The following is a 24,009-nucleotide window of genomic DNA, read 5'->3' on the forward strand; positions in this document are numbered from 1 at the left end:
CCCGTCGGGGGCGCTCACGCCAGGGCGTTGACGGCGGCGGTGAAGACGCGCGGCAGGCGTTCGGCCGTGGGCACGATGAGCGGTGCGAACGCCGGCTTCTGCCGGGCCCGCAGCAGGAGCTCCGTCAGCAGCCGATGCCTGCGGGTCGCCCGGTTCCAGTCGGTCTCGTATCGGCCCGGCGTACCGCGGCGCAGGTTGCCGACCAGGGCCTCGGCGCCCGTGAGGGCCAGGGAGATCCCCTCGCCGGTCAGCGCGTCGACGTAGCCGGCGGCGTCTCCCACGAGGAGCACCCGTCCGTGAAGGCGGGCGCGTGCCTTCTGGCGCAGGGGGCCCGCGCCTCGCACCGTGGTGACGGCGGTCTCCGGCGGCAGGCGCGCCGCGAGTTCGGGGAAGCCGGCGAGTTGGGCGTCGAAGGGGACGCGTCGTGCGGTCAGCAGGGCGATGCCGACGAGTTCCGGCCCGAGGGGGGTGACGTAGGCCTCGCCGTGCCGGCCCCAGTGCACCTCGACGCAGGAGGACCACGGAGCCACGGCGTAGTGGCGGCGCAGCCCGTACCGGGGCGCTCCGCGGGTCGGCACGCCCAGGCCCAGGGACCGGCGCAGCGGCGAGTGGAGGCCGTCGGCGGCGACCAGCCAACGGGCGCGCAGCCCCGTACCGGGCACGTGCACGCCGGTGGAGTCCTGCCGCACTTCCTCGACCCGCAGGCGCACCACGGGGACTCCCGCCGCGCGGACAGCCGCGTGCAGGGCGCCGTGCAGGCTGGTACGGCGCACCCCGAGGCCGGGACCGTACCGGAAGTACGCCTGGGCCCGGCGGGGTTCCTGGACGTAGCGGATTCCGTCGATCGGATGGCCGGGGACCTCTACCCCGAGCGCGGCGAGAGCCCGGACGGCGCCGGGCATCAGACCTTCGCCGCAGGCCTTGTCGACGGGTTCCCGGCGCGGCTCGGCCACCACGGCGTCGAATCCGGCGCGGGCCGCGTGGAGGGCTGTCGCGAGGCCGGCGGGCCCGCCCCCGACGATGAGCAGGTCGTGGCCGTCCTTCACGCGGACACCGCCACTTGGGCGAGGGCGGCGTTCTCGCACCGGACACGGACCGTGAGCAGCGCCGCATTGGCGGCGGTGAACACCGCCGCGGTCAGCCACGCCGAGTGCACGAGGGGCAGTGCGGTGATCTCCATGACGACGGCGACGTAGTTGGGGTGGCGCAGGAACCGGTAGGGGCCCGCGTCGACCAGGCGGGTGCCGGGGACGACGATGACGCGGGTGTTCCAGTACCGCCCGAGGGTCGTGATGCACCACCAGCGCAGGGCCTGGGCCAGGAGGACCAGGGTCAGCATGGGCCATCCCAGCGCGGGCAGGAACGGCCGGGGAGCGAGCAGGGGCTCGAGCAGACAGCAGGCCAGCAGGCCGGTGTGCAGGGCGACCATGACCGGGTAGTGGCCGCGGCCGTGCTCCACGCCGGAGCGGGCGAGGGTCCAGGACGCGTTGCGCCGGGCGACGACGAGTTCGGCGACGCGTTCCGCGGCGACGGCGAGGACGAGCAGCGTGTACCAGGGCATGCGGATCACTCACCAACGCAGCAGGACGAGTTCGGAGCAGAATCCCGGGCCCATCGCCAGCAGCAGGCCCCAGGTGCCGGGAGCGGGCCGACGGGCCTCTCGGGTGTTCTGGAGAATGTGCAGTACGGACGCGGACGACATGTTGCCCACCGTCGCGAGCGAGTGCCGTGCGGCGGCGAGGGCGTTGTCGGGCAGACCGAGGACGTCGGTCACGGCGGACAGGACCTTGGGTCCTCCTGGATGGCACACCCAGGTCCCGATGTCGTCGGTGGTGAGGCCGTGGTCGGCCAGGAAGTCCCGCAGGCCGGCACCGAAATGGCCGCGCACGATGCCGGGAACACCGGCACCGAGCACGATGCGGAATCCGCTGGCGCCGATGTTCCAGCCCAGGAGCTGTTCGGTGTCCGGGTACAGGTGGCTGCGTGTGGCGACGACCGTCGGCCCGGGTCCGCCACTGCCGGGTCCACCGCTGCCGGGTCCGCGGCCGGTGGTGCGGCGGCCGCGTGCGACGACTGCTGCCGCGCCGTCACCGAACAGGGCGCCGGCGACGAGATTCGCGTGGGAGTCGTCGCGCTGCTGGAGCGTCAGTGAGCACAGTTCGACGGTGAGCAGCACGGCGGTGTCGTCGGGGTGGCCGCGGAGGTAGTCGTGCAACCGGGCGAGGCCCGCGGCCCCGGCCACGCACCCCAGGCCGAACACCGGGACCCGCTTGACGTCGGGCCGCAGCCCCACGCGTCCGGCCAGCCGGGCGTCGAGCGACGGGGCGGCGATACCGGTGATGGAGGTGCACACGAGCAGATCGACGTCGTGCGGTTCGAGCCCCGCTTCTTCGAGGGCGCCTGTGAGGGCCTGCTCGGCGAGGTCGAGTCCGGCCGCCATCCAGGCATCGTTGGACTGCCCGAAGTCACCGAGGGCGGCGTACCGCTCGATCGGCAGCGCGAGATGCCGTGTGCGTACCCCGGCGGAGGCGTGCAGGCGGCGCAGGAGGGCGCGCTCGGCACCGGGCGCGAGGCAGAGGTCGCCGATCAGTTCGGTGAGGTCGTCCTGGGTGTACCGGTGCGGCGGCAGTGCGGTGCGGACCGCGAGGATCGTGGTGGCCGCGGCCGTCCGGTCCGGCGGGGCGGGCGGGGGAGGGGCATCGTCGGCCATCACAGGAACACGCATGCCGGTAATGCCCTTCTCGTTGTCGAATGCCTGATTATCTTTCCTTCGTGTCTCTACACCCCGCCGACGCCCTTCCCTGCACGACACACCGTGTCCCCCCGCTGTGGCGCTCCTGTCACCTCGGGCCGGCGCTCGCCGTGACCGGGTTCGCGACCGCGCTGGCCGTCACGGCCGGACGCGGCCCGGCGGGTGCAGCCGAGGTGGCGGCGGCGGTTCTGGCGGGCCAGCTGTCGGTGGGCTGGTGCAACGATGCGGTCGACGCGCGGCGTGACACGCTCTGCGGTCGTCGCGACAAGCCCGCGGCGACGGGAGAACTGCCGCCGCGGACGGTCGCTGTCGCGGCCGTGACGGCCCTGTGGTTGTGCGTACCGTTGTCGCTGCTGAGCGGCGCCGCCGCGGGGGCGGTGCATCTGGGGACGGTGGCGACCGGCTGGGCCTACAACCTGTGGCTCAAGCACACAGCGCTCTCACCACTGCCCTACGCGGTCGCCTTCGGCGCGTTGCCGGCCTTCGTCACGCTCGGTCTGCCGTCGCCGTCCTGGCCCGTCTGGTGGGCGGTGACCGCGGGAGCGCTGCTGGGTGTGGGGGCGCACGCCGTCAATGTGCTTCCCGACATCAGGGACGATCTCGCGGCCGGTGTGCGGGGTCTGCCGCAGCGCCTGGGCCGAACGGCGTGCCGGTGGCTGACCCCTCTCGTGATGCTGGGGGCCGTGGGCGTGGTCGTGGCAGGTCCGCCCGGGCCGGCCGGACCGGCGAGCCTGGTGCTCGCGGTGGTCGCGGGCGCCGTGGCCGTCTCGGCCACGGCACTGCCGTGGGGGCTCCGCAGCCGATGGCCGTTCCGGGCCGCGATCGCGGTGGCGGGCATGGCTGTGGCACAACTGCTGCTACGGGGGCCGGACATCGTCTGACCCGGCCAGCGGCGGCGAACGCGAGACCGCGCCCCCGCACTGCCCCCGCGGGCGCGACGAGGGGCCCTGGCCACTCGGGCCAGGGCCCCGGCGCCCCCTCGCGGATGAGGGGACGGCTGAAGCCGGCTTCGTCTACTGCCGTCCGCCGCCGCTCTCACGGCCGCCCTTCCGGCCCGCCTCCGACGCACGCTGCGGATCGTTGGCGAAGTTCCCGGAGTTGTTGGACGCAGCCATGACCGCTCCTTTCCCTCAGGTCGCTGTGGTCTCTTACGACACCGCGAGCGCCCAAGGCGAGGTACCCCAATCAGGACTCTCGCGACGTTTTACTGACTATTGGTCACCGACCCTGCCGGCAAAGGCCTGACCCGACACACCCCCGAGGACGCTCCCGGAACGGTCGGTCTCAGGAGGCGGGTGCGTCCGTCGGCTCGTCCGAGGGACGCTCGGCGGCCTGCCTCGCCAGTTCGGCGCGGAGGTCCTCCGGACCGAGCGCCAGCAGGCCGCCGATCGCACGGTTCCATTCGACGGCCGCCTGTTCCACCGCGGACCGGAAGCCCAGTCGCACCGGGCACCCGGCCACCATCAGGACGAACGCGGCGACCGGCCGCAAGAGCCACCGACCGCGTACGGTGAGCGCGACGTCCACGTGCCACCGGCCGTCGTCCGCCCGCTGCGGCCGCAGATGCAGCCGCGCCTGGCCCAGCCGGTGCTTCAGCCGTGCCGTCGCGGGAGCCCGCGCGACCGACGGCGCCCCGGGCGCGAGTTCGGTCGCCGCCCACCACGCGGCCAGATCGAGACGTGCCTTTCCCGACCCCCGGTGCAGCGTCCCCGATCCCTCCTGGCCCTGCATCCGCCCTTCGGCCTCCACCAGCCGCGGGCGGTCGGGGCTGCGCAGTCGCAGAGACATCCGCACCGTCAGATCGTCCGAGACCAGCAGCTGTTCCAGGACGATCGCGTCGTCGCGCCGCCACTCGCGTACGAGCAGCGCCACCCGGTCCGTGGCGCCTGCCTCCGAGAGCTCGTACCGCGCGCCGGGCCGCAGATGGCGACCCTTGACGAGCCGCACGTCCGCGACGGGCTGCCCGTTCTCGAGGAGGATCTCCGCTCCGCGGCCCCGGGTGGATTCGGCGAAATCCAGGAACACCCGCAGGAGCTCGTGGAACCGGCCGGGTTCCACGGCGAGGACGGTCACGGAGTGCCGGAGAACGGTCATGTGTCCCTGCCCGCGGAGGCGGGGCCGACCGGCCGTGCTGCCGCAGGCCGCCGCTGCCACTCGCTCACTGTTCCCCCCGCCTCTACCGGAACCGTCCGGCCCACTCGGCCGGACCCGGCGCGCCCAGTGCCGCCACAGCCAGATGCGACGGCGGCTGAGGGTGCGTCATATCAGCGTTGCCATTGGTATCAGCATCGTATCGTGTGCCTTTTCCCGGGAACGCCCGTGCTGCCGGGCAGAAGCGGATCCTGGTCGTAGTGTGTGGCCGTGGCACGGATCCCGGATCCGGCGCGCGCCTCCACACCGCCCACCGCTTCCCTGGGGATCCGCATGGCCGCATCTACCACCGAGCCGCCCACTCTCGTCCCGGTGAAAGGCCGCAGGTGGGGAAGTGTGGTCGTCACCTGGGTGACGACCACCGATCACAAGAAGATCGGGCATCTGTATCTCATCGCGTCGTTCATGTTCTTCGTCATGGGCGGCGTGATGGCGCTGCTGCTGCGGGCGGAGCTGGCGCGGCCGGGTATGCAGATCATCTCGAACGAGCAGTACAACCAGATGTTCACGCTGCACGGCACGATCATGCTGCTGCTGTTCGCCACCCCGACCTTCGCGGGTTTCGCCAACGCGGTCATGCCGCTGCAGATCGGCGCGCCGGACGTCGCCTTTCCCCGGCTGAACATGCTGTCGTTCTGGCTGTTCCTCTTCGGAGGACTCATCGTGGTCAGCAGTCTGCTGACCCCGCAGGGCGCGGCCGACTTCGGCTGGACGGCCTACACACCACTCAGCGGCGACACACGTACCCCCCAGGTGGGAGGAGACCTGTGGATCATGGGGCTGGCGCTGTCCGGGTTCGGCACCATCCTCGGCGCGGTCAACTTCATCACCACGATCATCGGCCTGCGCATGCCGGGCATGACGATGTTCCGGATGCCGATCTTCACCTGGAACATCCTGCTGACCTCGGTGCTGGTCATCCTTGCTTTTCCCGTGCTGGCGGCCGCGCTTCTGGTCCTGGAGGCGGACCGGCGCTTCGGTGCCCAGGTGTTCAGCCCGGAGCACGGCGGCGCGCTCCTGTGGCAGCACCTGTTCTGGTTCTTCGGGCACCCGGAGGTCTACATCATCGCGCTGCCGTTCTTCGGCATCATCACCGAGATCATCCCGGTCTTCTCCCGTAAGCCGATCTTCGGCTACATCGGGCTGGTGGGCGCGACCCTCGCCATCACGGGGCTGTCCGTCACGGTGTGGGCGCACCACATGTTCGCGACCGGCGCGGTGCTGCTGCCGTTCTTCTCGTTCATGAGTTTCCTGATCGCCGTGCCGACGGGCGTGAAGTTCTTCAACTGGATCGGCACCATGTGGAAGGGCTCGCTGTCGTTCGAGACGCCGATGCTGTGGTCGATCGGCTTTCTGGTGACGTTCCTGTTCGGCGGCCTGACCGGCATCATCCTCGCCTCGCCGCCGCTGGACTTCCACGTCACCGACACCTACTTCGTCGTGGCCCACTTCCACTACGTCGTCTTCGGCACCGTGGTGTTCGCGATGTTCGCCGGCTTCCACTTCTGGTGGCCCAAGATGACCGGCACGATGCTCGACGAGCGCCTGGGCAAGATCCACTTCTGGACGCTGCTGGTCGGTTTCCACACGACCTTCCTCGTCCAGCACTGGCTCGGCGCCGAAGGCATGCCCCGCCGCTATGCCGACTACCTCCACGCGGACGGCTTCACCACCCTCAACACCGTCTCCAGCATCGGGGCGTTCCTGCTGGGAGCGTCCACGCTGCCGTTCTTCTACAACGTATGGAAGACGGCCAGGACCGGGCGGCGCATCGACGTCGACGACCCATGGGGTTACGGGCGATCGCTGGAGTGGGCGACCTCGTGTCCGCCGCCGCGGCACAACTTCGTCACCCTTCCCCGTGTCCGCTCCGAGTCGCCGGCGTTCGACATGCATCATCCGGACATCGCACAACTGGACACAGCCGAGGACACCGGCCGTCGCGACGTCGTCGAGCCCGGCAAGGGGGTGGCTCCATTGACGGGCGAGGACGACGAGCACTGACGGAGGCGCTGCCCCCTCCTGGACCGCGTCAGGCCCGCGCGGGAACCGCGGGTGTGCGGCGACAGCTGCCGAGCGCGCATCGGCCTCACCATGGAAAATAGCACCGCAAAAGACGCATGAATGAGCATTCCACCCGGCGGTGGCCGAGCGACGACGGTGAGGACGCGGGGGCAGACAGGAAGGCGATCATGGCGAGAGCGATCTGGACCGGAGTGCTGACCTTCGGGCTGGTGTCGGTGCCGGTGGGTCTCTACACGGCGACCGAGGACCACACCGTCCACTTCCACCAGCTGCAGCGGGGCACCGGTGACCGTGTCCGCTACAAGAGGGTGAACGAGCGCACCGGGAAGGAGGTCGACAGCGCCGACATCGTGAAGGGCTACGACATCGGCGACGGCGAGTACGTGGTGGTCGAGCCGGAGGAGCTCGAGGAGATCGCCCCGGGCAAGTCGCGGGTGATCGACATGGCGGGCTTCGTCGACCTCGACGAGGTGGAGCCGGTCTTCTTCGACCGCACGTACTACGTCGCACCGCAGGACAAGGAATACCTGAAGGTGTACGAGCTGCTGCGCGCCGCTCTGCAGAAGTCGCAGAAGGCCGGCATCGCCACCCTCACCATGCGCAACAAGGAGTACCTCACCGCGCTCCGCGCCCAGGACGAGGTGCTGGTCCTGCACACCATGCACTGGGCCGACGAGGTGCGCGACCCCCGGCAGGAACTCGGCCTCCTGCCCGACCGGCGCACCAGGACCGGCGGCAGGGAACTCGACACCGCGCAGCAGCTGATCGACGCGCTGAGCATGGAGTGGAACCCGGACGACTTCCACGACACCACCGAAGAGCGCGTCCAGGCACTCGTCGACGCCAAGCGCGAGGGCCGGGAGATCGTCGAGGAGGCCGGACCGCCGGCGGCCACCAACGTGATCGACCTGATGGAGGCGCTGCAGAGCAGCGTCGAACGCGCCCGCTCGAAGGGCACCGGCAAGCGCGCCCGGCCGGCGGGCGAGCTGAGGCGGCTGCCCTCCCGCGAGGGTGACAAGGAACGGACCGGAAAGCGCCGAGGAACGAAGAAGGCCGGGGGCGAGAAGGATCTGGAGAGCCTGACCAAGAAGGAGCTCTACGAGCTCGCCTCCGGCCAAGGCATCGAGGGCCGCTCGAAGATGACCCGGGAGCAGCTGGTCAAGGCGCTCAGGGCCAAGGCCCACGCGGCGTGAGACCGACGCCCCGGGCCCGGCCGGCGCCCGGCCCCGCATCGCCGCCCTTCCCCCGGGCCTCGCAGCACGGAGCCACCGGGCGGCCGTGCCACCGGCCTCCTCTCCGCCGGCCGGCCGGTGCCGTACGTGTCCAAAAATGCGTTTCAGGCGGTGCGTGAAGCGCCTTACCGTGGCGCGGTGACGACACAGATGATCATTCTCAACGGTGGTTCCAGCTCGGGGAAGTCCGGGATCGTCCGGTGCCTGCAGGCCGTACTCCCGGATCCCTGGCTGGCGTTCGGCTGCGACTCGTTCGTCGACGCCATGCCCGCGAAGATGCAGGCCTCGGACGGGGGCATCCGCATCGCTGCGGACGGCGGGGTGAGCGTCGGGGCGGACTTCCGGGCGCTGGAGGCGGCCTGGACGGACGGCATCGTGGCGATGGCCCGGGCAGGAGCCAGGGTCGTCGTCGATGACGTCTTCCTCGGCGGGGCGGCGTCCCAGCAGCGGTGGCGGAAGGCTCTGGGCGGGGTGACCGTGTTGTGGGTCGGCGTCAGATGTGACAGCGCGGTCGCCGCAGGCCGTGAGGTCGCACGAGGAGACCGCGTCCACGGGATGGCCGCGTCGCAGGCGGATGCGGTGCACCAGGGAGTGTTCTACGACCTGGAGGTGGACACGACGCACACCGAGTCCCTGGTGTGCGCGCGGACCATCGCCGCCCACGTCAGCTGATCGGCCCGTCCGGATCGGCCCGTCCCGGATGGGCCTGGAGGCCGGAATCATCGCCTGGCCCGCTTCCTGCAGAGCAGCACGGTGACCGTGGCGGTGACCGCGGCCAGCGCGGCAAGGACGAGGAGACGGTGGTCGTTCACCGTGCCGGCCGCGTGCGCGGCTTTGTCGCGTACGGGCTCGGGCGTCCTGTCGCGTGCCACTTGCAGCGCGTGCGCCGTCGTGTCGTGGACCTGCTGTCTGACCTCCGCCCCCTTGTGCTGGGCCTGGGTCCTGGTCTCGGCCAGTTTGTGCTGGGCCTGAGCCTTCACGTCCGCCTTGGCGGCCAGTGCTTCGACCGTGTGCGCGAGCTCTTCGCGGGTGGCCCGGGCCTGCTCGCGCAGCTCCTCGGGAGTGGGGTCCTGTCCACGGGGGCCGTTGTCGGTCATCGGTGTGCGCTTTCCTTGATCTGGGCGATGTCGGCCTTGACGTTGTCGACGGTCTGCTGGGGTGCGGGCGGGGTGCCCCGGTCGATCTGCTTCTTGCCGGCTACGGCAAGGACGCCGGCCACCGCGCAGAGCACGGCCGTGACCACAAGGGCGGACAGCCACAGCGGCCAGACGAGATCGAGCGCGATGATGGCGGTCGCCACGACAGCCTGCAGCGCGAGGACGGCGACGAGACCGGCGCCGCCGAACAGGCCGCCGCCCAGCCCGAACCGCTTACCCTTCTGCTTCATCTCCGCCTGCGCCAGGCGCATTTCCTGACGCAGCAGCTGGGAGATCTGCTCGGACGCCTGCTTGACCAGCTCCCCCACCGATTCGTCCCGGTGACGGGGCGGGGTTTCCGGTGACCTGTCCATGGTTTCCTGCCCTTCTCCGCTCGCGGGTGAGCTGCGGATGCGTCGTGTTCCGCTCGGGTGCCGTACCGGTTCCCCCGGTTGTGCCGGGCGCATGCCTGCCGGCCCTGTCAGCCGTCGTCACGACCTGCGGGACCGGGGCCGGTCTCCCCCATGGCGCTGCGGTCCTCGGCGGTCCACTTGCGGGTGTCCCGGGGTTCGACGTACGGCTCCTCCCGGCGGGGGTGCCCCCCGATGATGGCCCGCTCCCTGGCCAGTTCCGCGTCGAACTCCAGGCCGAGCAGGATCGCAAGGTTGGTGATCCACAGCCAGACGAGGAAGATGATGACGCCGGCCAGGGTGCCGTAGGTCTTGTTGTAGGAACCGAAGTTGGCCACGTAGACCGCGAAGCCGGCGGAGGCCACCATCCAGATCAGCAGCGCCAGCAGACTGCCCGGGGAAACGAACTTGAAACCACGGCCCCTGGCGTTCGGTGCCGCCCAGTACAGGATCGCCAGCATGATCGTGACCAGCAGGACCAGTACGGGCCATTTCGCGATCGACCAGACCGTCAGGGCGCTGTCTCCGATGCCCAGGGCGGTGCCGATCTGACGGGCGATGCCGCCGGTGAGTACGACGATCAGGGCGCTGACGCATGCCAGGACCACCAGCGTCAGGGTCAGTCCGACGCGTACGGGAAGTACTTTCCACACCGGCCTGCCCTCGGGCAGGTCGTAGACGACGTTGGACGTCCGGATGAACGCCGCCACATAGCCGGACGCCGACCACAGCGCGCCCAGCAGGCCGACGAGCGCCAGGACGGAGCCGACCCCGGCGCTGCCCTGCAGCTGAGTCACCGCGTTGGTGAGCACGTCACGGGCCGCGCCCGGCGCGAGCTTCTGGATGTTGTTCAGGACGGACTGCGTGGCCGAGCTGCCGGCGATCCCGAGCAGCGAGATCAGGACGAGCAGCGCGGGGAACAGGGCCAGGATCCCGTAGTAGGTCAGGCCCGCCGCCCGGTCGGTGAGCTCGTCCCGCTTGAACTCCTTGAGCGTGCGTTTCAGCACCGCCACCCACGACGCCTTGCCCATCTCCGTCGGCGTGTCAGGCGCATCTCGCTCCGCTTGCGGGCTCGGGCCGGTCTCCCGTTCGGTGCGGCGGGCTCGGTGCGCGTCGCCCGGGTGCTCACTGCTGTGTTCGTTGGACATGGGACCCGGGTAACCGGCATGATCCCGTCCACGCCAGTTTTGCGCCGATTTCATTCAGAGGGAGTACTGGCGCGACTCCTCGGCACCCGGCCCCGGGCAGGTCCGCGGGTGTTCACGCGGTCCTGCCCGGCGGGGCCGGTGCGACCTCCCGACCCGCGGCCGGCGGAGCCAGGGGCATCCTCGGCGGTACGGCGGTACGGCTCAGGCGTATGCCGGCTGCCCCGGCCCCGGCACGTTGCGGAAGCGGAACGGCTCCGGCTCGCGGCCCGCCTGGACGAACCAGCACTCACCGGTGTCGTCGCCGGTGACGATGCGCAGCACCGTGTCGGCGACCACCTCCGCGGGGATGACCGGCATCCCCTGCGCGGAGAGCATGTCGCGCAGCGGGTCGATGATCCGTGACTCGGCGAAGCCCGGGCAGATCGCGTTGAACCGGATGCCGTCGGGGGCCAGCGCGGGCCCCAGTGAACGTGCGAGGCCCACCACGGCGTGCTTGTTGGCCCCGTACAGCGGGTCGAGCGGTACCGAGGCCAGGCCGGCCAGGGACGCGGTCGCCACGATCGACCCACCGCCGCGGGCCCGCAACGCCGGCAGGACGGCATGGGTGCCGAAGACGACGCCGTCGAGATTGGCGCCCATGGCGCGACGGTAGCGTGCCAGGTCGAAGTCGTCGGCGACCCCGCAGCCCGTCGCCACCCCCGCGTTCAGGAACGCGATGTCGACACCGCCGCAGCGTTCGACGGCGAAGTCCACCAGGGCACGGTTCGCGTCGAGGTCGGAGACGTCGCACGTCCGGAAGCTGCCGCCGACGAGGTCGGCCACCTCCCGGCCGCCCTCCACGTCGAGGTCGGCGACGACCACCTCGGCGCCCGCCGCGGCGAGCGCCAGCGCGGTGGCCCTGCCCAGCCCGCCGGCACCGCCGGTGACGATCGCGACCTTGCCGTGCAGCGCTGCCGGTCCCCGCCCGCTCCCCGCGGCCCGGGCCTCGGCGGTCATGCCAGCTCCAGCACGAGCTTGCCGACGTTCTCGCCGCGGAAGAGCATCCGGAGCGTCTCGGGGAAGTCGTCCACCGTCCCCTTCACCACATGCTCCTTGACCTTGAGCCGGCCCTGGCCGATCCAGCCGGCGATTTCCTGTCCGGCCTGGGCGTAGCGCTTGGCGTAGTCGAAGACCACGAAGCCCTCCATGCGGGCACGGCGCACCAGGAGGGACAGGTAGTTGGAGGGGCCGTTGACCGGTGTCGCGTTGTTGTACTGGCTGATGGCGCCGCAGACGACCACGCGGGCGTGCATGGCCAGCCGGGTGAGCGCGGCGTCGAGGATGTCCCCTCCGACATTGTCGAAGTAGACGTCGATGCCGTCAGGAGTCTGCTCGCGCAGTGCCCGCTTGACGTCGCCGGCCCGGTAGTCGATCGCCGCGTCGAATCCCAGTTCGTCGGTGAGCAGCCTGCACTTCTCGGGTCCTCCGGCGATGCCGACGACGCGGCAGCCCTTGACCTTGGCGATCTGGCCGACGACGGTGCCGACGGCACCCGCGGCGCCGGACACGACGACGGTCTCGCCTTCCTTGAGGGCACCGACGTCCAGCAGGCCGAAGTACGCGGTCATACCGGGCATGCCAAGGGCGCCGAGGTAGGTGGAGGGCGGCGCGAGCGAGGTGTCGATCTTCAGCGCGCCCTTGCCGTCGGACACGACGTGCTCCTGGACGCCGAACGTGCCCGCGACGTGATCCCCCGGCCGGAAATCGGGGTGGTTGGAGGCGGTCACCTCGATGACCGATCCCGCACGCATCACCTCGCCGAGCCCGACGGGCGGGAGGTAGGACGGGCGGTCGTCGAGCCAACCGCGCATCGCGGGGTCCAGCGATATGACGCGTGTGCGGCCCGCGAACCGGCCGGGGCCGGGTGCCTCGACGGGCACCGAGACGTGTTCCCAGTCCTTCGGCTCGACGTCGCCCACGGGGCGGGCTGCCAGGCGGATCTGGCGGTTGGTCGCAGACATGAAGCCTCCTGTCGTCCATGAACCCCCTGACCATACCGACCAGTAGGTACGTCTGTGACTGTGAGGTGCGTCACGCACCTCTCTCCGGTGGAAACGCCGCCTCACTGCCCGCCCGCGATTTGCCAGCCCGCGATCGCGGTGCCTGTATGGAGCACAACGCAACACGCCGGCACCGGGACAGGGCACAGCATGGGAATCGACGAGACGGCGGAACGGGTGATCCCGTTCGCGTGCGAGCAGGTGGCGGCCTACGCGATGGACTGGCGGCACGATGCCGAATGGACCCAGGGCATCCGTGAGGCGACGCTGACACGGGAAGCCGACACCGGCGGGTTCGGGGTGGGCGCCGAGGTGACCCGTACCGCGTACTTCGTGGGCAAGCGGATCGACTACGTGCTGCGCGTGGCCGCGTACGAGCCGCCGACACTGTTGGACATGGTCTCCGTCGCGGGCCCGATGCCGATGCACGTCACGTACTCGTTCGCACCGCACGCGCGGGGCACACTCGCTCGCATCCGCGTCCGGGGCGACACGGCCAACTACTACCGCCCCGCCGCACCCCTGATGGCGCGGAAGGTCCGTTCCTCACTGGTCAAGGACCTGCGCGACCTGGAGCGGCAGCTCAGTACGACGCCACAGCGATGAAACACCGGCGGTCCGCATTCCGCGGGCGGGGCGTCCGCCGCTCAGGCACCGCCCGGAGGACGTCCGGGCCGGTAGACCAGTTCGATCAGGAACCCGACGATCACCATCCATCCGCCGGCGCCGAGGAGCCACACGGAGTGGGTGAGGAAGCCGCAGACCACCAGGACCGTCGCGGTCAGCGTGAGTGCGTGGACGACGCGCCGCACGCCGCGGTCGTTGTCAGCAGTCGTCACACGACTGCCCTCGAGCGCCCAGGGCACTGGTCTGCCGAGTTCACCGACGGCGTGGGCTGTTCGCGCGAAACGGTCACCGGGGTAACGGTAGGCCCCGCTCAGCGGCACGGCCGGGGGCTCGCGTCAGGGCTGCGTACAGGAGTGCGGCACTCGCGTAAGGACGGCGTCAGGGCCGCCCCCGACTGGCTATCGTCATCCCGTGCGAGTGATCGAAATGTACCCGGGCGACACGACGGAGTCGCCGTGGTGAACCGGCGGTGGCCCCGCCCCCGGCATCCGGCACAGGTCGTCGTCGCGGGTTTCGCCACGGCGATCCTGGTGGGGGCCGGGCTGCTGATGCTTCCCGTGGCCAGAAGCGGCCCGGGCGGCGCGAGTCTGCTCGAGGCGCTGTTCACCTCGGTGTCGGCGGTGTGCGTGACGGGCCTGGTCGTGGTGGACACACCCGCCTACTGGACCGGGTTCGGGCAAGTGGTGATCCTGGCTCTGATCCAGCTCGGCGGGCTGGGCATCATGACCTTCGCCTCCCTGCTGGTGGTGCTCGTCTCCCGCCGGATGGGGCTGCGTGCCCGGCTGACCGCGGCGGCCGAGACGAAAACACTGGGACTGGGCGAGGTCCGCTCCGTCATTTCCGGCGTGGTCAAGGTGAGCCTGCTGCTGGAAGCGCTCACGGCACTGGTGCTGACGCTGCGTTTCGGCCTCGGCTACGACAACTCATGGCCGCGGGCCCTGTGGCTGGGCGTCTTCCACGCCGTCTCGGCGTTCAACAACGCAGGCTTCGCGCTGTACTCCGACAGCCTGATGGGTTTCGTCACCGACCCGTGGATCTGCCTGCCGGTCGCGTGCGCCGTCATCGCCGGCGGCCTCGGGTTCCCGGTGCTCTTCGAGCTACGGCGCCGCTGGCGCAGGCCGCGGTCCTGGTCGCTGCACACCAAGATCGTGGTGTGTGCCAGCAGTGTCTTCCTGGTCGGTGGCAGCGTGTTCATCACCGCGATCGAATGGACCAACCCGGCGACCCTGGGCCCGCTGGACACACCGGGCAAGCTGCTGGCCGGCTTCTTCCAGGGAGTCATGCCCCGTACTGCAGGCTTCAACAGCATCGACACCGGCCAGATGAACCCGGCCAGCTGGCTCGGCATGGACGTCCTGATGTTCGTCGGCGGCGCCAGCGCCGGCACCGCCGGCGGCATCAAGGTCACCACATTCGCGGTGCTCTTCTTCGTCATGTACGCCGAAGTACGGGGCGAGAGCGCGGTCAACATCTTCCACCGGCGCCTGCACGGCGACACCCAGCGCCAGGCGCTGACCGTCGTCCTGCTCTCCGTGGCCGCCGTCGTCGGCTCCACGGTGGTTTTCATGGTCTTCACCGACATCAATCTCGACCGGTCGCTGTTCGAAGTCATCTCCGCGTTCGCCACCGTCGGACTGTCCACCGGCATCACGGCCGACCTGCCCGCCACCGAACAGGTGCTGCTGACCGCACTGATGTTCATCGGCCGGCTCGGCCCCATCACCGTGGCCTCCGCGCTCGCCCTGCGCCAGCGCGTCCGCATGTACGACCTTCCCGAGGAGCGACCCGTCATTGGCTAGGAACCGCAGTCCCAGAACACGCCGCATCACCCAGAGCGATTCCGTCGTGGTGATCGGCCTGGGCCGCTTCGGACGAGCCCTGGCCCTGGAACTCGTCGACGAGCACACCGAGGTCCTCGGCATCGACGAGGACCCGGAGCTCGTCCAGCAGCTCTCGGGCACCCTCACCCACGTGGTGCGCGCCGACTCCACCAAGGAGGACGTGCTGCGTCAGCTGGCCGTCCACGAGTTCAACCGCGCCGTCGTCGCCATCGGCACCGACCTGGAGGCCAGCATCCTGACCGCCTCCCTGCTCGTCTCCTTCGGCATCCAGGACGTCTGGGCGAAGGCCATCAGCGAGGCCCACGGCCGCATCCTCACGCAGATCGGAGTGCACCACGTCGTCTATCCCGAGCACGACATGGGCCAGCGCGTCGCCCATCTGGTCCGCGGACGCATGCTCGACTACATCGAGTTCGAGGACGACTTCGCCATGGTGAAGACCACCCCGCCCACCGACATCATCGGCAGACGTCTCGCCGACAGCGCCGTCCGCACCCGCTACGGCCTGACCGTCGTGGCGATCAAGCGCCCCGGTGAAGGCTTCACCTACGCCACCCCCGAGACCGTCGTCCGAGCCGACGACACCATCATCGTCGCCGGACGCACCCGAGAGACCGAACACTTCAGCGAACTCCAGTGACCGCCCGGGAGCAGTCCCGGATGCGCCGGCGGCAGGCGGATGCGTCCCGTGCTGCGTGTGAGCGGCCCCGCCGGCCCGGAGGGCGGAGCGCCCGACCGGGGTTATCGGTCACTCGTCACCCATTGGCGTGAGCGACAACCGAAGACCGCCCGGTCCGCCCGGGCGCCTTCTAGCGTCCGGCTCCATGAACGACATGACCGAAATCGGCGCCATCATCCAGCAGGTGCAGCAGGACATGGGCGACGAGCTGCGCCGGCGGGTGCGTCAGGCCCTCGCCGACCGGCCGCGTGACTGGCTCGTGGAGCAGCTCATCGATCTCGCCCTGGCGCCCGCGCTGCCCGGGCAGCGCGACGTGCGGGCCGCCGCCGCCACGGAACCGGAGGAGGAGCCGGAGAAGGACCGCGCGGCACGGTCGGAACGGATCCGTGCCCTCGCGCTCGATACGGAGGTGCTGCGCCGGTACGTCCAGGGCTACAGCGCGCTCGACCGCGACACGCTGGTCGCCCGCGGCCTGCTGCTCGACCCGCTGGAGAAGGGAGCCGGTCTCCTCGGGCCGGAGCACCGTTCCGCGGAGGGCGAGTCGCTGCTGACGCAGGCGAAGGACCTCCTGTACGCGCTGCTGTTCGGCGACGCGGAGATCGGTGTGCACCTCGACCGTGTGGAACGGGAACTCCTGACACTGACCATGCCGCGGAGCAAGGCCCACGCGATCTCTTTCGTGCTGCGCGCCGCCACGGAGATCGGCGCCGCCGGCACCTGGCGCGACCCCCGGGGCGCGGCGAACGACGACCGGGCACCGAACACACTGCTTCAGGTCGAGTACGGGGAGATCGCGGAGGAGCTGGTGGGAAACGGGATCGCCGCGTGCCTGCGGCTGATCAATCACTTGGAGGTGAACGAGGTGGTGCTGTACGCGCGGATGGAGAACGTGGAGGAAAGCACCCTCATGTGACGGCGGGCCCCCTCCCGGGTGTCGCAGCTCACACGGTCCGGCACGGAGGGCACGGAACATCCCGAAGTGGTTGACCGTTCACCTGTACGTGGCGGCGGAGGGGACAGTGTCCCCGGGCCTCACCCATGGCCCATGGGGAAGATCGTTCGGCTGAAGCCCCATGGTCCCCTCGCCGAGAGGCGACCGCCCTCCGCGCCACCACCTGCTGCCCCGGCTGGTTCCCCCCGACCAGCCGGGGCTTCCTGCGTCCTGCGGCGTGATGTACCGGCCGTCTCTCAGGCGGCGCCGTTGCGGTCCATGGGCCCCCAGTCGCCGGGCTGGGAGGTGACCACCTCTGTTGCTTCGGTGATGACGCGGCTGGCGATCCAGCCGAGCGGCTCGACGTCCTTCACGAGGGGTTCGTTGTCCGGGCCGCGGGTCGCCTCGGTGCCGTGCAGTACCCACGGTCGCGTGCCGGAGCCCTTCACGTGCGGGAAATGGCAGTAGTCGTGCAGTCGCCGGGCGACCCAGACGTGCGGGGGACGCCCGCCCCACCAGTCCTCGATGTCGAGCGGGCTGGCCGACAGCCCCGGCAGCGGGACCCCTGTCAGGTCATCGGTGCTCGAGACGTCCCGCAGGTCCTGACCGGGTCCGCGCGACCAGCGCACATAGAGACCGCGGCGGTCGGTGACGACCCGGGTGAGCGCCGCCAGACTGTCGAAGACCGGCATCGTCTGCGTTGACTTGCTCATGGTCCAATTGACGGCTCCGCCCGCCGCACGGGTCAAGCGGGGAGCAGGGAGTCGTCTTCGGGGCGGGCGCCGGGCAGTTGATGGCGGGCCGCGATCAGGGCCGCGTCGATGTCGCGTGTGCCGGTCGACACGCACAGCGTGCGGGCGATGTCGTCCATGCGCTGCCGAACCTCGGCGCTGCCTTTGTCGGCGTGCAGGATGCGCAAGGTGTCGTACTGCTCGACCAGGTTCTGAAGCACCGCGGGGTGAGCCATCAGCATCAGCCGTCTCCTTCCGTCACGGAACACTTATGCGTCGTGTGCCGGCCCGCCTACCCCGGGCCTCGCACACCATGCGCGCCGTGCCCGGCTCAGGACCCGGAAGCGGAGGCCTCGCCACTCGAACGGCCCTGCGGCGGCCGGGCACGTGATGAGGAGCGGTGAGCGGGTGCTCACGGAGGAGAAGTGGGCCTTCGGTCCGGCTTCTCCTCCGTGAGCACCCGGTCCGTTGCGCGGGTGCGGGGTACCCGCCGGCCGCACAACACATTGCGGACCCTGCCGCGGGCAGCTTCACTGCAACAGAGTCCAACGGCGAACTCGATCGGAGGCTGTGATGCTGTCCCACGCTCTGGACCGCGGCGTCCTCGTCGTCACCGTCCACCAGGACCCCGGCATCAGCCGACGCGCCGAACTCGCCACACGGATCAGCAGCCTGGTACACGCCCACAAACCGGCCCCGGTCGTCATCGTCCTCGAGGACCATGCCGCCACCAACGCCGCGGTGAGCGCCGTGCTTCGCGCCCACCGTCTGTGCAGCCACCTCGACACGCTCATGTCCGTCGCGACTCACAGCGCCCCCGCCCGGCGCCTGCTCGAGGCGAACGCCGACGCCGGCAGCCACCGTCTGGTCGTCCACTCCCGCATCGACATCGCCATCAGTGCTGCCAACACCGCAGCCGCAGCCTGACGGGCCTTCCGGCAGCGCTCGGGCACACCCCGGTTCCCGCCGGAGCGCGCCGCCCCGTGCCGAGGCGCGCCCGAACCCACCGGCAGTGGCACGGCCCTGTGCCGGGCCGCGCCCGGACCGGTGGCCGCGGCCCGCCGGGTTCAGGCGCCGAGTTTGCCGACGGTGTCGCGCAACGTCTCCGCCAGCCGCGTGACGCCCTCCTGCGCGGGCGACGAGGTGCCCAGCTGCTCGACGAGCTCTCCTCGCGACATCAGTACGGCCGCGCCGCGGAAGGCGTCGCTGTCCAGGTCGGCCGGGCCGGCCACCCGCGCCCGGCCTTCGAGCACCACCAGGGCGGCATCGTCGTCGGTGGCGTCCAGCAGTTCCCGGACCAGAGCCTCGTCGATCACCACAATGCGCTTCCTTCCCGCGATGCCGGGACCGCCCGACGGGGCCGAACGGCCCGGTGTTGCCGGTGGCCGGCGAGCCGGTGACTACTGTCCCTCCTTGCTCACTTCCTTGTTCACTTCGGCCGGCGAGTCGTAGCTCTTCTCCGGCAGAGCGTCGAGCGCCTCCATGATCTTCTGGTCGGCACCGTGCTGCTTCGCCTGGTCCAGGATCTGCCGCTTGTCCGCGGGGTACCCCACGCCGCCCAGGCACTTCTGCAATGCGATGGGATTCACGTTCATGGAAAGACGGCTACCCGTGCCGGGAAAGGGAGTGCACCCCGTGTCTCCAGGTGCACACCGATGGCCGCCTTGCAGGCTGCCGGCGTGTCGCCACCCGGCGGCTGGGCACTTGCGTCAAGTAGCAGCGAGCCCGGCTGTGGCCGACGTTGGAGGCGAGGGCGGCCAGCACCCTGCGAAGCCTGTGACCGTACGTGGAGGTCCTGCCGTATGACCGTTCGCACCCGCATCACCGTCGTCGTCATCACGCGTGACCGGCGAGAGAATCTCCTCCACACTCTCGACCGCCTGGCCGCGCTGCCGGAGCGCCCGCCGGTGATCGTCGTCGACAACGGGTCGAGCGACGGAACCGCGGAGGCGGTCCGCCGCCACCACCCGGACCACCTCCTGCTCACTCCGGGCCGCAATCTCGGGACACTCGGCCGCAATCTCGGCGTGCGCCGGGCACGGACGCCCTACGTCGCGTTCAGCGACGACGACTCGTGGTGGGAACCGGGTTCACTGGCCGCCGCGGAGGGTCTGCTGGACGCGTATCCACGCCTGGGGCTGCTCGCCGCCCGCATCCGGGTCGGCACGGAAGGCGGCACGGACCCCCTCGACGCCGCGCTCGCCCGCTCCCCCCTCGAACCGGTGGCCGACCTGCCCGGCCAACCGGTGCTCGGCTTCCTGGCCTGCGGCGCGGTGGCCCGGCGTGATGCCTTCCTCGACGCCGGCGGCTACCACCCCGTGCTGTTCTTCGGCGGCGAGGAGACACTGCTCGCCTACGACCTGTCCGCCCGCGGCTGGGGCGTGTGCCACGTTCCCGGGGTGGTCGCCGTGCACTGCCCGACCAAGGAGGTGCGCCCGGGCCGGCCGGCCGTGATGCTCCGCAACGCCGCACTCACCGCGTGGCTGCGCCGCCCTGTCCCGGTGGCGCTGCGGCACACCGCCGCACTGGTCACCGCGCCGCGCCGGGACCCCGAGGCGCGCACGGAACTCGGACGGATGCTGCGCAGGCTGCCCGCCGCACTCCGGGCCCGGGAGTCGCTCCCGGCCGGCGTGGAGAGCGCCGCGCGGCAACTCGACCTGCAGGGAGCCATGCCGTGACCGGCGTACGCACCACGGTGGTCGTCATCACCCACAACCGCCGCGAGGAACTGCTGCGTACCCTCCGCGAGCTGACGCGCCTGCCCGAACGACCGCCGGTGATCGTGACCGACAACGCGTCGACCGACGGCACCGCCGAGGCGGTGCGCCGACGGTACCCGGACGTACTGCTGCTCACTCCCGGCCGGAACCTCGATGCCGTGGGCCGCAACCTCGCCGTGCGGCACGTATCGAACCCCCTATGTCGCGTTCTGCGACGACGACTCCTGGTGGGAGCCGGGGTCCGTCGCGCGGGCGCAGGAACTGCGGGATCGCCACGAGCGCCTGGCCGCGGTGACCGCCCACATCGTCGTGGAGCCCGGGGGCACGGAGGACCCCATCGTGGCCGAGTTGCGCGACTCACCGATCAAGGGGCCGGCGTGGCTCCCCGGGCCCGCGCTCGGTTCGTTCCTCGCGGGGGCCACCGTGCTGCGGACCGACGCGGCGTTCGCGGGCATCCCCTGGGTGATCCGTGAACGGCGCGTCGTGGCGCCCGCCGTCGAACGGCGACTCGTGCTCCTCGAGACGGAGCAACGGCACTCCACTGCCCGTCAGTACGTGGGCTGATCGGGCAGTCGGAGCACGTCACCGCAGAGAACTCGGCACAACCCGTCCCGCCCCGGCGTACCTGCTCCGCACGTTGGGCGTCCGTGAGGCCCAGGTCGAAATCGGCGTCCACCAGGACGGAGTGGGCACGTCGTCCTGGTTGCCGTACTGCAAAGCCGGTGGCCGGGCTACGACTCGTAGTCCTCCGGCTTGATTCCCGCCTCCTCCATGGCTTCGCGCATGGTGCGACCCGAAGCGTCGGGGATTTGCTCGTCCGCCTTTTCCTTGCTCTCGTCCTCGATCTTCTCCGGGTGGGTGATCACGTCGTCGGTCGTCCTGCTCTTGCGCCGGTTCTCTTCGGGTACGGTCATCTCTCTCAATCCTCTGGTACGCAGGCGGTTCGCCGGCCGGGTACCCGGCCGGCGAACCGCCGAACACACCGACGGGCAGCACACGCGGCGTGCGGACCGAGGCCAGTGGCGGCGAGTCGTCCGCGGCCCGGCGGCCGCCACCGCCACACAGGCCCTCCCCGCTCGCCGACCGTGCGGGCGTGCGGTAGGGCTGGGTGCATGGCTGGAATCGAACTCAAGAGTGCGGCGTTCAACGACCACGCGCTGATCCCCCGGCGCTACGCACGCGAAGGCGAAGACCTCTCCCCGCCGTTGTCCTGGTCCGGGGTTCCCGACGGCACCGCCGAGCTGCTCCTGCTGTGCGAGGATCCCGACGCGCCCAGCGGCACGTTCGTCCACTGGCTCGTCACCGGCATCGACCCGCGCGACGGCACGGTCGACGCCGGGCAGGTCCCCACGGGTGGCACAGCAAGGAGGAACGGCTACGGCGAGGACCGCTGGGGCGGCCCCCAACCGCCCGTCGGGGACGAGGCGCACCGCTATTTCTTCCGCCTGTACGCCCTGCCCGAGCCGGTGGATCTTTCCGACGGGGCGACCGCCGAGGAGATCCACCGGGCGGTGGACCAGCAACAGCTCGCGAGCGGCACCGTCGTCGGTCTGTACCAGCGCTGACCTGCTGGCTGGCACCGGTTCCCGGGACACGCCCCAGGCCCGGTGCCGCCGCCCGGCTGCCACGCCTCACAAGCAGGGTGCCGGCTGCCCGTGCGGCTGCGCGGCAGCCGCTTGCCCGGCTCGGCGCCCGTGCCGCTGTCGGCCTGCGCCTTGCGGAAGAGTGCGGTGACTTCACACCGGCAGCGGCATGGTGCACCCGGTGCTACGGGTTGTCGCTGTCCTCCGTGTCGTCCTTTTCGCGCCCCTTCAGTGCTTCTCCCTCGCCTGTGCCGTGCGGGCTGTATCCCTCCGCGGCGCTTGCCGTGCCGTGCACGGTGCGCTCCCTCGGCTGCTGCTCGCGCCCGGAGTGTGCTCCGGGACCGCGGTCGGCGGCTTCTCTCGGTCCGGCGGATCCGGATGAGGCTTTGCGATCGTCAGGCGATGAGGCTTTGCGGTCGTTGGCCATGGTGCCTCCCTTCGGGGCCGTAGGCACTTTGGACCAGTACCCGTCGAGGCACAGGTGACACGCCCGGCGGACGGTGGATCCGCCGCCCCGCCCCCCCGCGAATGGCGCGACCTCGCCGAGCGGCCGGCGAGGTCGGTGGTCCGCAGGCAAGCCGCTCCGGGGACCGGAGCGGATCGGCTCTCCTCGGCTTCAGGCCCGGTTGTGCTCGGCCTTGCGGCCGGACCGCTCTGCGGCTTCGTCCTTGTCCTCGGGGATCCCCGCGACGTCCTCGACGTGGAAGAGGCGGGCGATCGGGACGTCGGTGCTGCTGTGGGCGATGATCGAGGCCGCGATGCAGACGGCGATCAGTGTGTACGCCTCCTTGCCCTGCGGGATACCGGCCTGCAGCACCAGAAGTCCATACACCACCGAGGCGAAGCCCTTGGGTCCGAACCAGGCCGCGACAAGCCTCTCCCGCCGGTCGAACCGGGTTCCGATCAGCGAGACCAGCATGGACACGGGGCGGATCAGGACGATCGCCAGGAACACCGCGACGTAGCCGCCGACGGAAAGGTCGCCGAAGAGCGCCGGGGTCAGCAGCGCGCCGAAGACCAGCAGGGCCGCGAACTTGGCGAGTTCGGCAAGCTGCTCCCCGAGCGGTTCGAACGCGGTCTTCGCCTCGGTCGGTGCGACGGCGGTGATGACCGCGCCGGCCGAGAACGCGGCGAGGTAGGGGTTCGCGTGCGTGAGGTGGCACAGCCCGTAGAGGATGACGCCGATGGCCAGCGGAAGCAGCGGCTGGAGCTTCGGCTCCGCGCCGAGCAGCTTGAACCGCAGCAGCCCGATGACGAGCAGCGGCAGGACGATGCCGAAGGCGAGACCCAGTCCCAGCTCCAGGCCGATCATGCCGAGCGATGCCTCGGCGTGCCCGGCGGTGGGGCCGGCGGCGGCGATGAGGATCAGGACGATGGGCAGTGCGAGGCCGTCGTTGATGCCGCTCTCGACGTTCAGCAGCTGGCGCAGCTTGGAAGGCACTTCCTTGCGTCCGACGATCGCCGAGGCGAACACCGGGTCGGTGGGCGCCAGCACGGCTCCGACGAGGAAGGACGTCGTCCAGTCCAGACCCACCAGGAAGTGCGTGATCAGTGCCATGCCCACCAGGGCGAGCGGCATGCCCAGACCCAACGCGCGCGCCGGGTTCTTCCAGTTGGCGCGCAGCTTCGGGAACGAGACGTGCATGCCGTCGGTGAAAAGCACCGCGAACAGGGCGAGATCGGCCGTGACGGAGACGATGCCACTGTCCGGGGTGATGTGAATCAGACCGAGGAAGCCGTCACTGACGAGCGCCCCGCCGACGAGGAAAAGGAACGAGGTGGAGAGAATCGTGCGGGCCGCGAGCCCGGACAGGAGTACGGCGATGAGCAGCGCGACTCCGAAGACAGCTACGAGCAGCATGACGAGAATCCCCCGATCAGCTAAGACACGTGTCCCTTTGTTCGCCGACCCGACTTCCCGGCACTCCGCCGGTGACTCTACACGCCTCCCGCACCCTCTTGGCGAGTGCCGGGTGCCGCCGTCATCATCTGGTTCAGCTTGCC

28 protein-coding genes and 1 pseudogene are annotated in these 24,009 nt (G+C 70.6%); 12 read left to right on the top strand and 17 right to left on the bottom strand.

Annotated elements, in window-relative coordinates; translation table 11 throughout:
• Positions 1–14 precede the first annotated feature (14 nt).
• From OGH68_RS01110 to OGH68_RS01120, 3 genes are read right to left on the bottom strand one after another with little or no spacing between them, the layout of a single operon-like run.
• Positions 15–1,046 carry an NAD(P)/FAD-dependent oxidoreductase gene (locus OGH68_RS01110; RefSeq protein WP_264241359.1) on the bottom strand — a complete coding sequence of 344 codons (1,032 nt, stop codon included), beginning with the start codon at positions 1,044–1,046 and terminating at the stop codon, positions 15–17.
• Positions 1,043–1,561 (bottom strand): isoprenylcysteine carboxyl methyltransferase family protein, encoded by a 519-nt coding sequence (locus OGH68_RS01115; protein ID WP_264241360.1) that lies wholly within the window; start codon positions 1,559–1,561, stop codon positions 1,043–1,045. Before OGH68_RS01115 ends, OGH68_RS01110 begins: the two co-directional genes overlap by 4 nt.
• Before the next feature lie 9 nt (positions 1,562–1,570).
• Positions 1,571–2,710, bottom strand: coding sequence for a type III polyketide synthase (locus tag OGH68_RS01120; RefSeq protein WP_264249838.1), 1,140 nt, complete (start codon positions 2,708–2,710; stop codon positions 1,571–1,573).
• A 62-nt stretch (positions 2,711–2,772) separates the two neighbouring features.
• Between OGH68_RS01120 and OGH68_RS01125 the strand changes: the two genes are divergently transcribed.
• Entirely contained in the window at positions 2,773–3,633 is an 861-nt protein-coding gene (locus tag OGH68_RS01125; RefSeq protein ID WP_264241361.1) for a UbiA family prenyltransferase, read from the top strand.
• A 132-nt stretch (positions 3,634–3,765) separates the two neighbouring features.
• Here OGH68_RS01125 and OGH68_RS01130 read toward each other — a convergent pair whose 3' ends face one another.
• Entirely contained in the window at positions 3,766–3,867 is a 102-nt protein-coding gene (locus tag OGH68_RS01130) for a general stress protein (RefSeq protein WP_264241362.1), read from the bottom strand.
• Positions 3,868–4,036: 169 nt separating this feature from the next.
• Positions 4,037–4,846 carry a hypothetical protein gene (locus tag OGH68_RS01135; RefSeq protein ID WP_264241363.1) on the bottom strand — a complete coding sequence of 270 codons (810 nt, stop codon included), beginning with the start codon at positions 4,844–4,846 and terminating at the stop codon, positions 4,037–4,039.
• Between the two features lie 330 nt (positions 4,847–5,176).
• Here OGH68_RS01135 and ctaD point away from each other — a divergent pair, with 330 nt between their 5' ends.
• From ctaD to cpt, 3 genes are all read left to right on the top strand, one after another.
• Positions 5,177–6,907 (top strand): cytochrome c oxidase subunit I, encoded by a 1,731-nt coding sequence (gene ctaD / locus OGH68_RS01140; RefSeq protein ID WP_264249840.1) that lies wholly within the window; start codon positions 5,177–5,179, stop codon positions 6,905–6,907.
• A 188-nt stretch (positions 6,908–7,095) separates the two neighbouring features.
• Positions 7,096–8,121 (top strand): Ku protein, encoded by a 1,026-nt coding sequence (locus tag OGH68_RS01145; protein WP_264241364.1) that lies wholly within the window; start codon positions 7,096–7,098, stop codon positions 8,119–8,121.
• Positions 8,122–8,298: 177 nt separating this feature from the next.
• Positions 8,299–8,832, top strand: a complete 534-nt coding sequence (gene cpt, locus OGH68_RS01150; protein WP_264241365.1) for a chloramphenicol phosphotransferase CPT — start codon at positions 8,299–8,301, stop codon at positions 8,830–8,832.
• A 47-nt stretch (positions 8,833–8,879) separates the two neighbouring features.
• Here the strand turns inward: cpt and OGH68_RS01155 are convergent, their stop codons facing one another.
• The 5 genes from OGH68_RS01155 to OGH68_RS01175 all read right to left on the bottom strand — a co-directional run bounded on the left by OGH68_RS01155 (position 8,880) and on the right by OGH68_RS01175 (position 12,854).
• Positions 8,880–9,257: a DUF3618 domain-containing protein gene (locus OGH68_RS01155; RefSeq protein ID WP_264241366.1), complete on the bottom strand. Its 378-nt coding sequence runs from the start codon at positions 9,255–9,257 to the stop codon at positions 8,880–8,882.
• Positions 9,254–9,670 carry a phage holin family protein gene (locus tag OGH68_RS01160; RefSeq protein WP_264241367.1) on the bottom strand — a complete coding sequence of 139 codons (417 nt, stop codon included), beginning with the start codon at positions 9,668–9,670 and terminating at the stop codon, positions 9,254–9,256. The genes OGH68_RS01155 and OGH68_RS01160 overlap by 4 nt, the downstream gene beginning before the upstream one ends.
• Before the next feature lie 107 nt (positions 9,671–9,777).
• Positions 9,778–10,737: a YihY/virulence factor BrkB family protein gene (locus OGH68_RS01165; RefSeq protein ID WP_413471077.1), complete on the bottom strand. Its 960-nt coding sequence runs from the start codon at positions 10,735–10,737 to the stop codon at positions 9,778–9,780.
• A 318-nt stretch (positions 10,738–11,055) separates the two neighbouring features.
• Positions 11,056–11,850 (bottom strand): SDR family NAD(P)-dependent oxidoreductase, encoded by a 795-nt coding sequence (locus tag OGH68_RS01170; protein WP_264241369.1) that lies wholly within the window; start codon positions 11,848–11,850, stop codon positions 11,056–11,058.
• Positions 11,847–12,854, bottom strand: a complete 1,008-nt coding sequence (locus OGH68_RS01175; RefSeq protein WP_264241370.1) for an NADP-dependent oxidoreductase — start codon at positions 12,852–12,854, stop codon at positions 11,847–11,849. Before OGH68_RS01175 ends, OGH68_RS01170 begins: the two co-directional genes overlap by 4 nt.
• A gap of 189 nt (positions 12,855–13,043) precedes the next feature.
• On the opposite strand from OGH68_RS01175, the gene OGH68_RS01180 reads away from it, so the two are divergent.
• On the top strand, positions 13,044–13,499 hold the full coding sequence (locus OGH68_RS01180; RefSeq protein ID WP_264241371.1) for an SRPBCC family protein: 456 nt from the start codon (positions 13,044–13,046) through the stop codon (positions 13,497–13,499).
• Positions 13,500–13,540: 41 nt separating this feature from the next.
• Here the strand turns inward: OGH68_RS01180 and OGH68_RS01185 are convergent, their stop codons facing one another.
• On the bottom strand, positions 13,541–13,732 hold the full coding sequence (locus tag OGH68_RS01185) for a hypothetical protein (RefSeq protein ID WP_264241372.1): 192 nt from the start codon (positions 13,730–13,732) through the stop codon (positions 13,541–13,543).
• Between the two features lie 243 nt (positions 13,733–13,975).
• On the opposite strand from OGH68_RS01185, the gene OGH68_RS01190 reads away from it, so the two are divergent.
• From OGH68_RS01190 to OGH68_RS01200, 3 genes are all read left to right on the top strand, one after another.
• Positions 13,976–15,319, top strand: coding sequence for a TrkH family potassium uptake protein (locus tag OGH68_RS01190; protein WP_264241373.1), 1,344 nt, complete (start codon positions 13,976–13,978; stop codon positions 15,317–15,319).
• Entirely contained in the window at positions 15,312–16,001 is a 690-nt protein-coding gene (locus OGH68_RS01195) for a potassium channel family protein (RefSeq protein ID WP_264241374.1), read from the top strand. Before OGH68_RS01190 ends, OGH68_RS01195 begins: the two co-directional genes overlap by 8 nt.
• 184 nt (positions 16,002–16,185) lie before the next feature.
• The gene (locus OGH68_RS01200; protein ID WP_264241375.1) at positions 16,186–16,953 is read left to right on the top strand and encodes a hypothetical protein; all 768 of its coding nucleotides are present in this window, start codon (positions 16,186–16,188) and stop codon (positions 16,951–16,953) included.
• A gap of 275 nt (positions 16,954–17,228) precedes the next feature.
• Here the strand turns inward: OGH68_RS01200 and OGH68_RS01205 are convergent, their stop codons facing one another.
• Both OGH68_RS01205 and OGH68_RS01210 read right to left on the bottom strand, forming a co-directional pair.
• A complete protein-coding gene (locus OGH68_RS01205) occupies positions 17,229–17,684 on the bottom strand; it encodes a DUF6098 family protein (protein ID WP_264241376.1) in 456 nt (151 codons plus the stop codon).
• Between the two features lie 32 nt (positions 17,685–17,716).
• Complete coding sequence (locus tag OGH68_RS01210; RefSeq protein WP_264241377.1) at positions 17,717–17,944, bottom strand: DUF5133 domain-containing protein; 228 nt, start codon at positions 17,942–17,944, stop codon at positions 17,717–17,719.
• Positions 17,945–18,275: 331 nt separating this feature from the next.
• On the opposite strand from OGH68_RS01210, the gene OGH68_RS01215 reads away from it, so the two are divergent.
• Positions 18,276–18,629, top strand: a complete 354-nt coding sequence (locus OGH68_RS01215; protein WP_264241378.1) for a hypothetical protein — start codon at positions 18,276–18,278, stop codon at positions 18,627–18,629.
• Positions 18,630–18,769: 140 nt separating this feature from the next.
• On the opposite strand, the gene OGH68_RS01220 is transcribed toward OGH68_RS01215, so the two are convergent.
• Entirely contained in the window at positions 18,770–19,018 is a 249-nt protein-coding gene (locus OGH68_RS01220) for a hypothetical protein (protein ID WP_264241379.1), read from the bottom strand.
• Between the two features lie 84 nt (positions 19,019–19,102).
• On the bottom strand, positions 19,103–19,297 hold the full coding sequence (locus OGH68_RS01225) for a DUF2795 domain-containing protein (RefSeq protein ID WP_264241380.1): 195 nt from the start codon (positions 19,295–19,297) through the stop codon (positions 19,103–19,105).
• Positions 19,298–19,504: 207 nt separating this feature from the next.
• On the opposite strand from OGH68_RS01225, the gene OGH68_RS01230 reads away from it, so the two are divergent.
• Together OGH68_RS01230 and OGH68_RS01235 are read left to right on the top strand one after the other, a co-directional pair.
• Positions 19,505–20,380, top strand: coding sequence for a glycosyltransferase (locus OGH68_RS01230; protein ID WP_264241381.1), 876 nt, complete (start codon positions 19,505–19,507; stop codon positions 20,378–20,380).
• Positions 20,377–20,986: pseudogene (locus OGH68_RS01235) on the top strand (glycosyltransferase family 2 protein). The gene OGH68_RS01230 and the pseudogene OGH68_RS01235 overlap by 4 nt, the downstream one beginning before the upstream one ends.
• Positions 20,987–21,153: 167 nt before the next feature.
• Here the strand turns inward: OGH68_RS01235 and OGH68_RS01240 are convergent.
• Positions 21,154–21,336: a hypothetical protein gene (locus OGH68_RS01240; RefSeq protein ID WP_264241382.1), complete on the bottom strand. Its 183-nt coding sequence runs from the start codon at positions 21,334–21,336 to the stop codon at positions 21,154–21,156.
• 198 nt (positions 21,337–21,534) lie between these two features.
• On the opposite strand from OGH68_RS01240, the gene OGH68_RS01245 reads away from it, so the two are divergent.
• Complete coding sequence (locus OGH68_RS01245) at positions 21,535–21,987, top strand: YbhB/YbcL family Raf kinase inhibitor-like protein (RefSeq protein ID WP_264241383.1); 453 nt, start codon at positions 21,535–21,537, stop codon at positions 21,985–21,987.
• A 634-nt stretch (positions 21,988–22,621) separates the two neighbouring features.
• Here OGH68_RS01245 and OGH68_RS01250 read toward each other — a convergent pair.
• Positions 22,622–23,866: a cation:proton antiporter gene (locus OGH68_RS01250; RefSeq protein WP_264241384.1), complete on the bottom strand. Its 1,245-nt coding sequence runs from the start codon at positions 23,864–23,866 to the stop codon at positions 22,622–22,624.
• Positions 23,867–24,009 lie beyond the last annotated feature (143 nt).

This window comes from Streptomyces peucetius, assembly GCF_025854275.1.
In the GTDB taxonomy this organism is placed as follows: Bacteria; Actinomycetota; Actinomycetes; order Streptomycetales; family Streptomycetaceae; genus Streptomyces; species Streptomyces peucetius_A.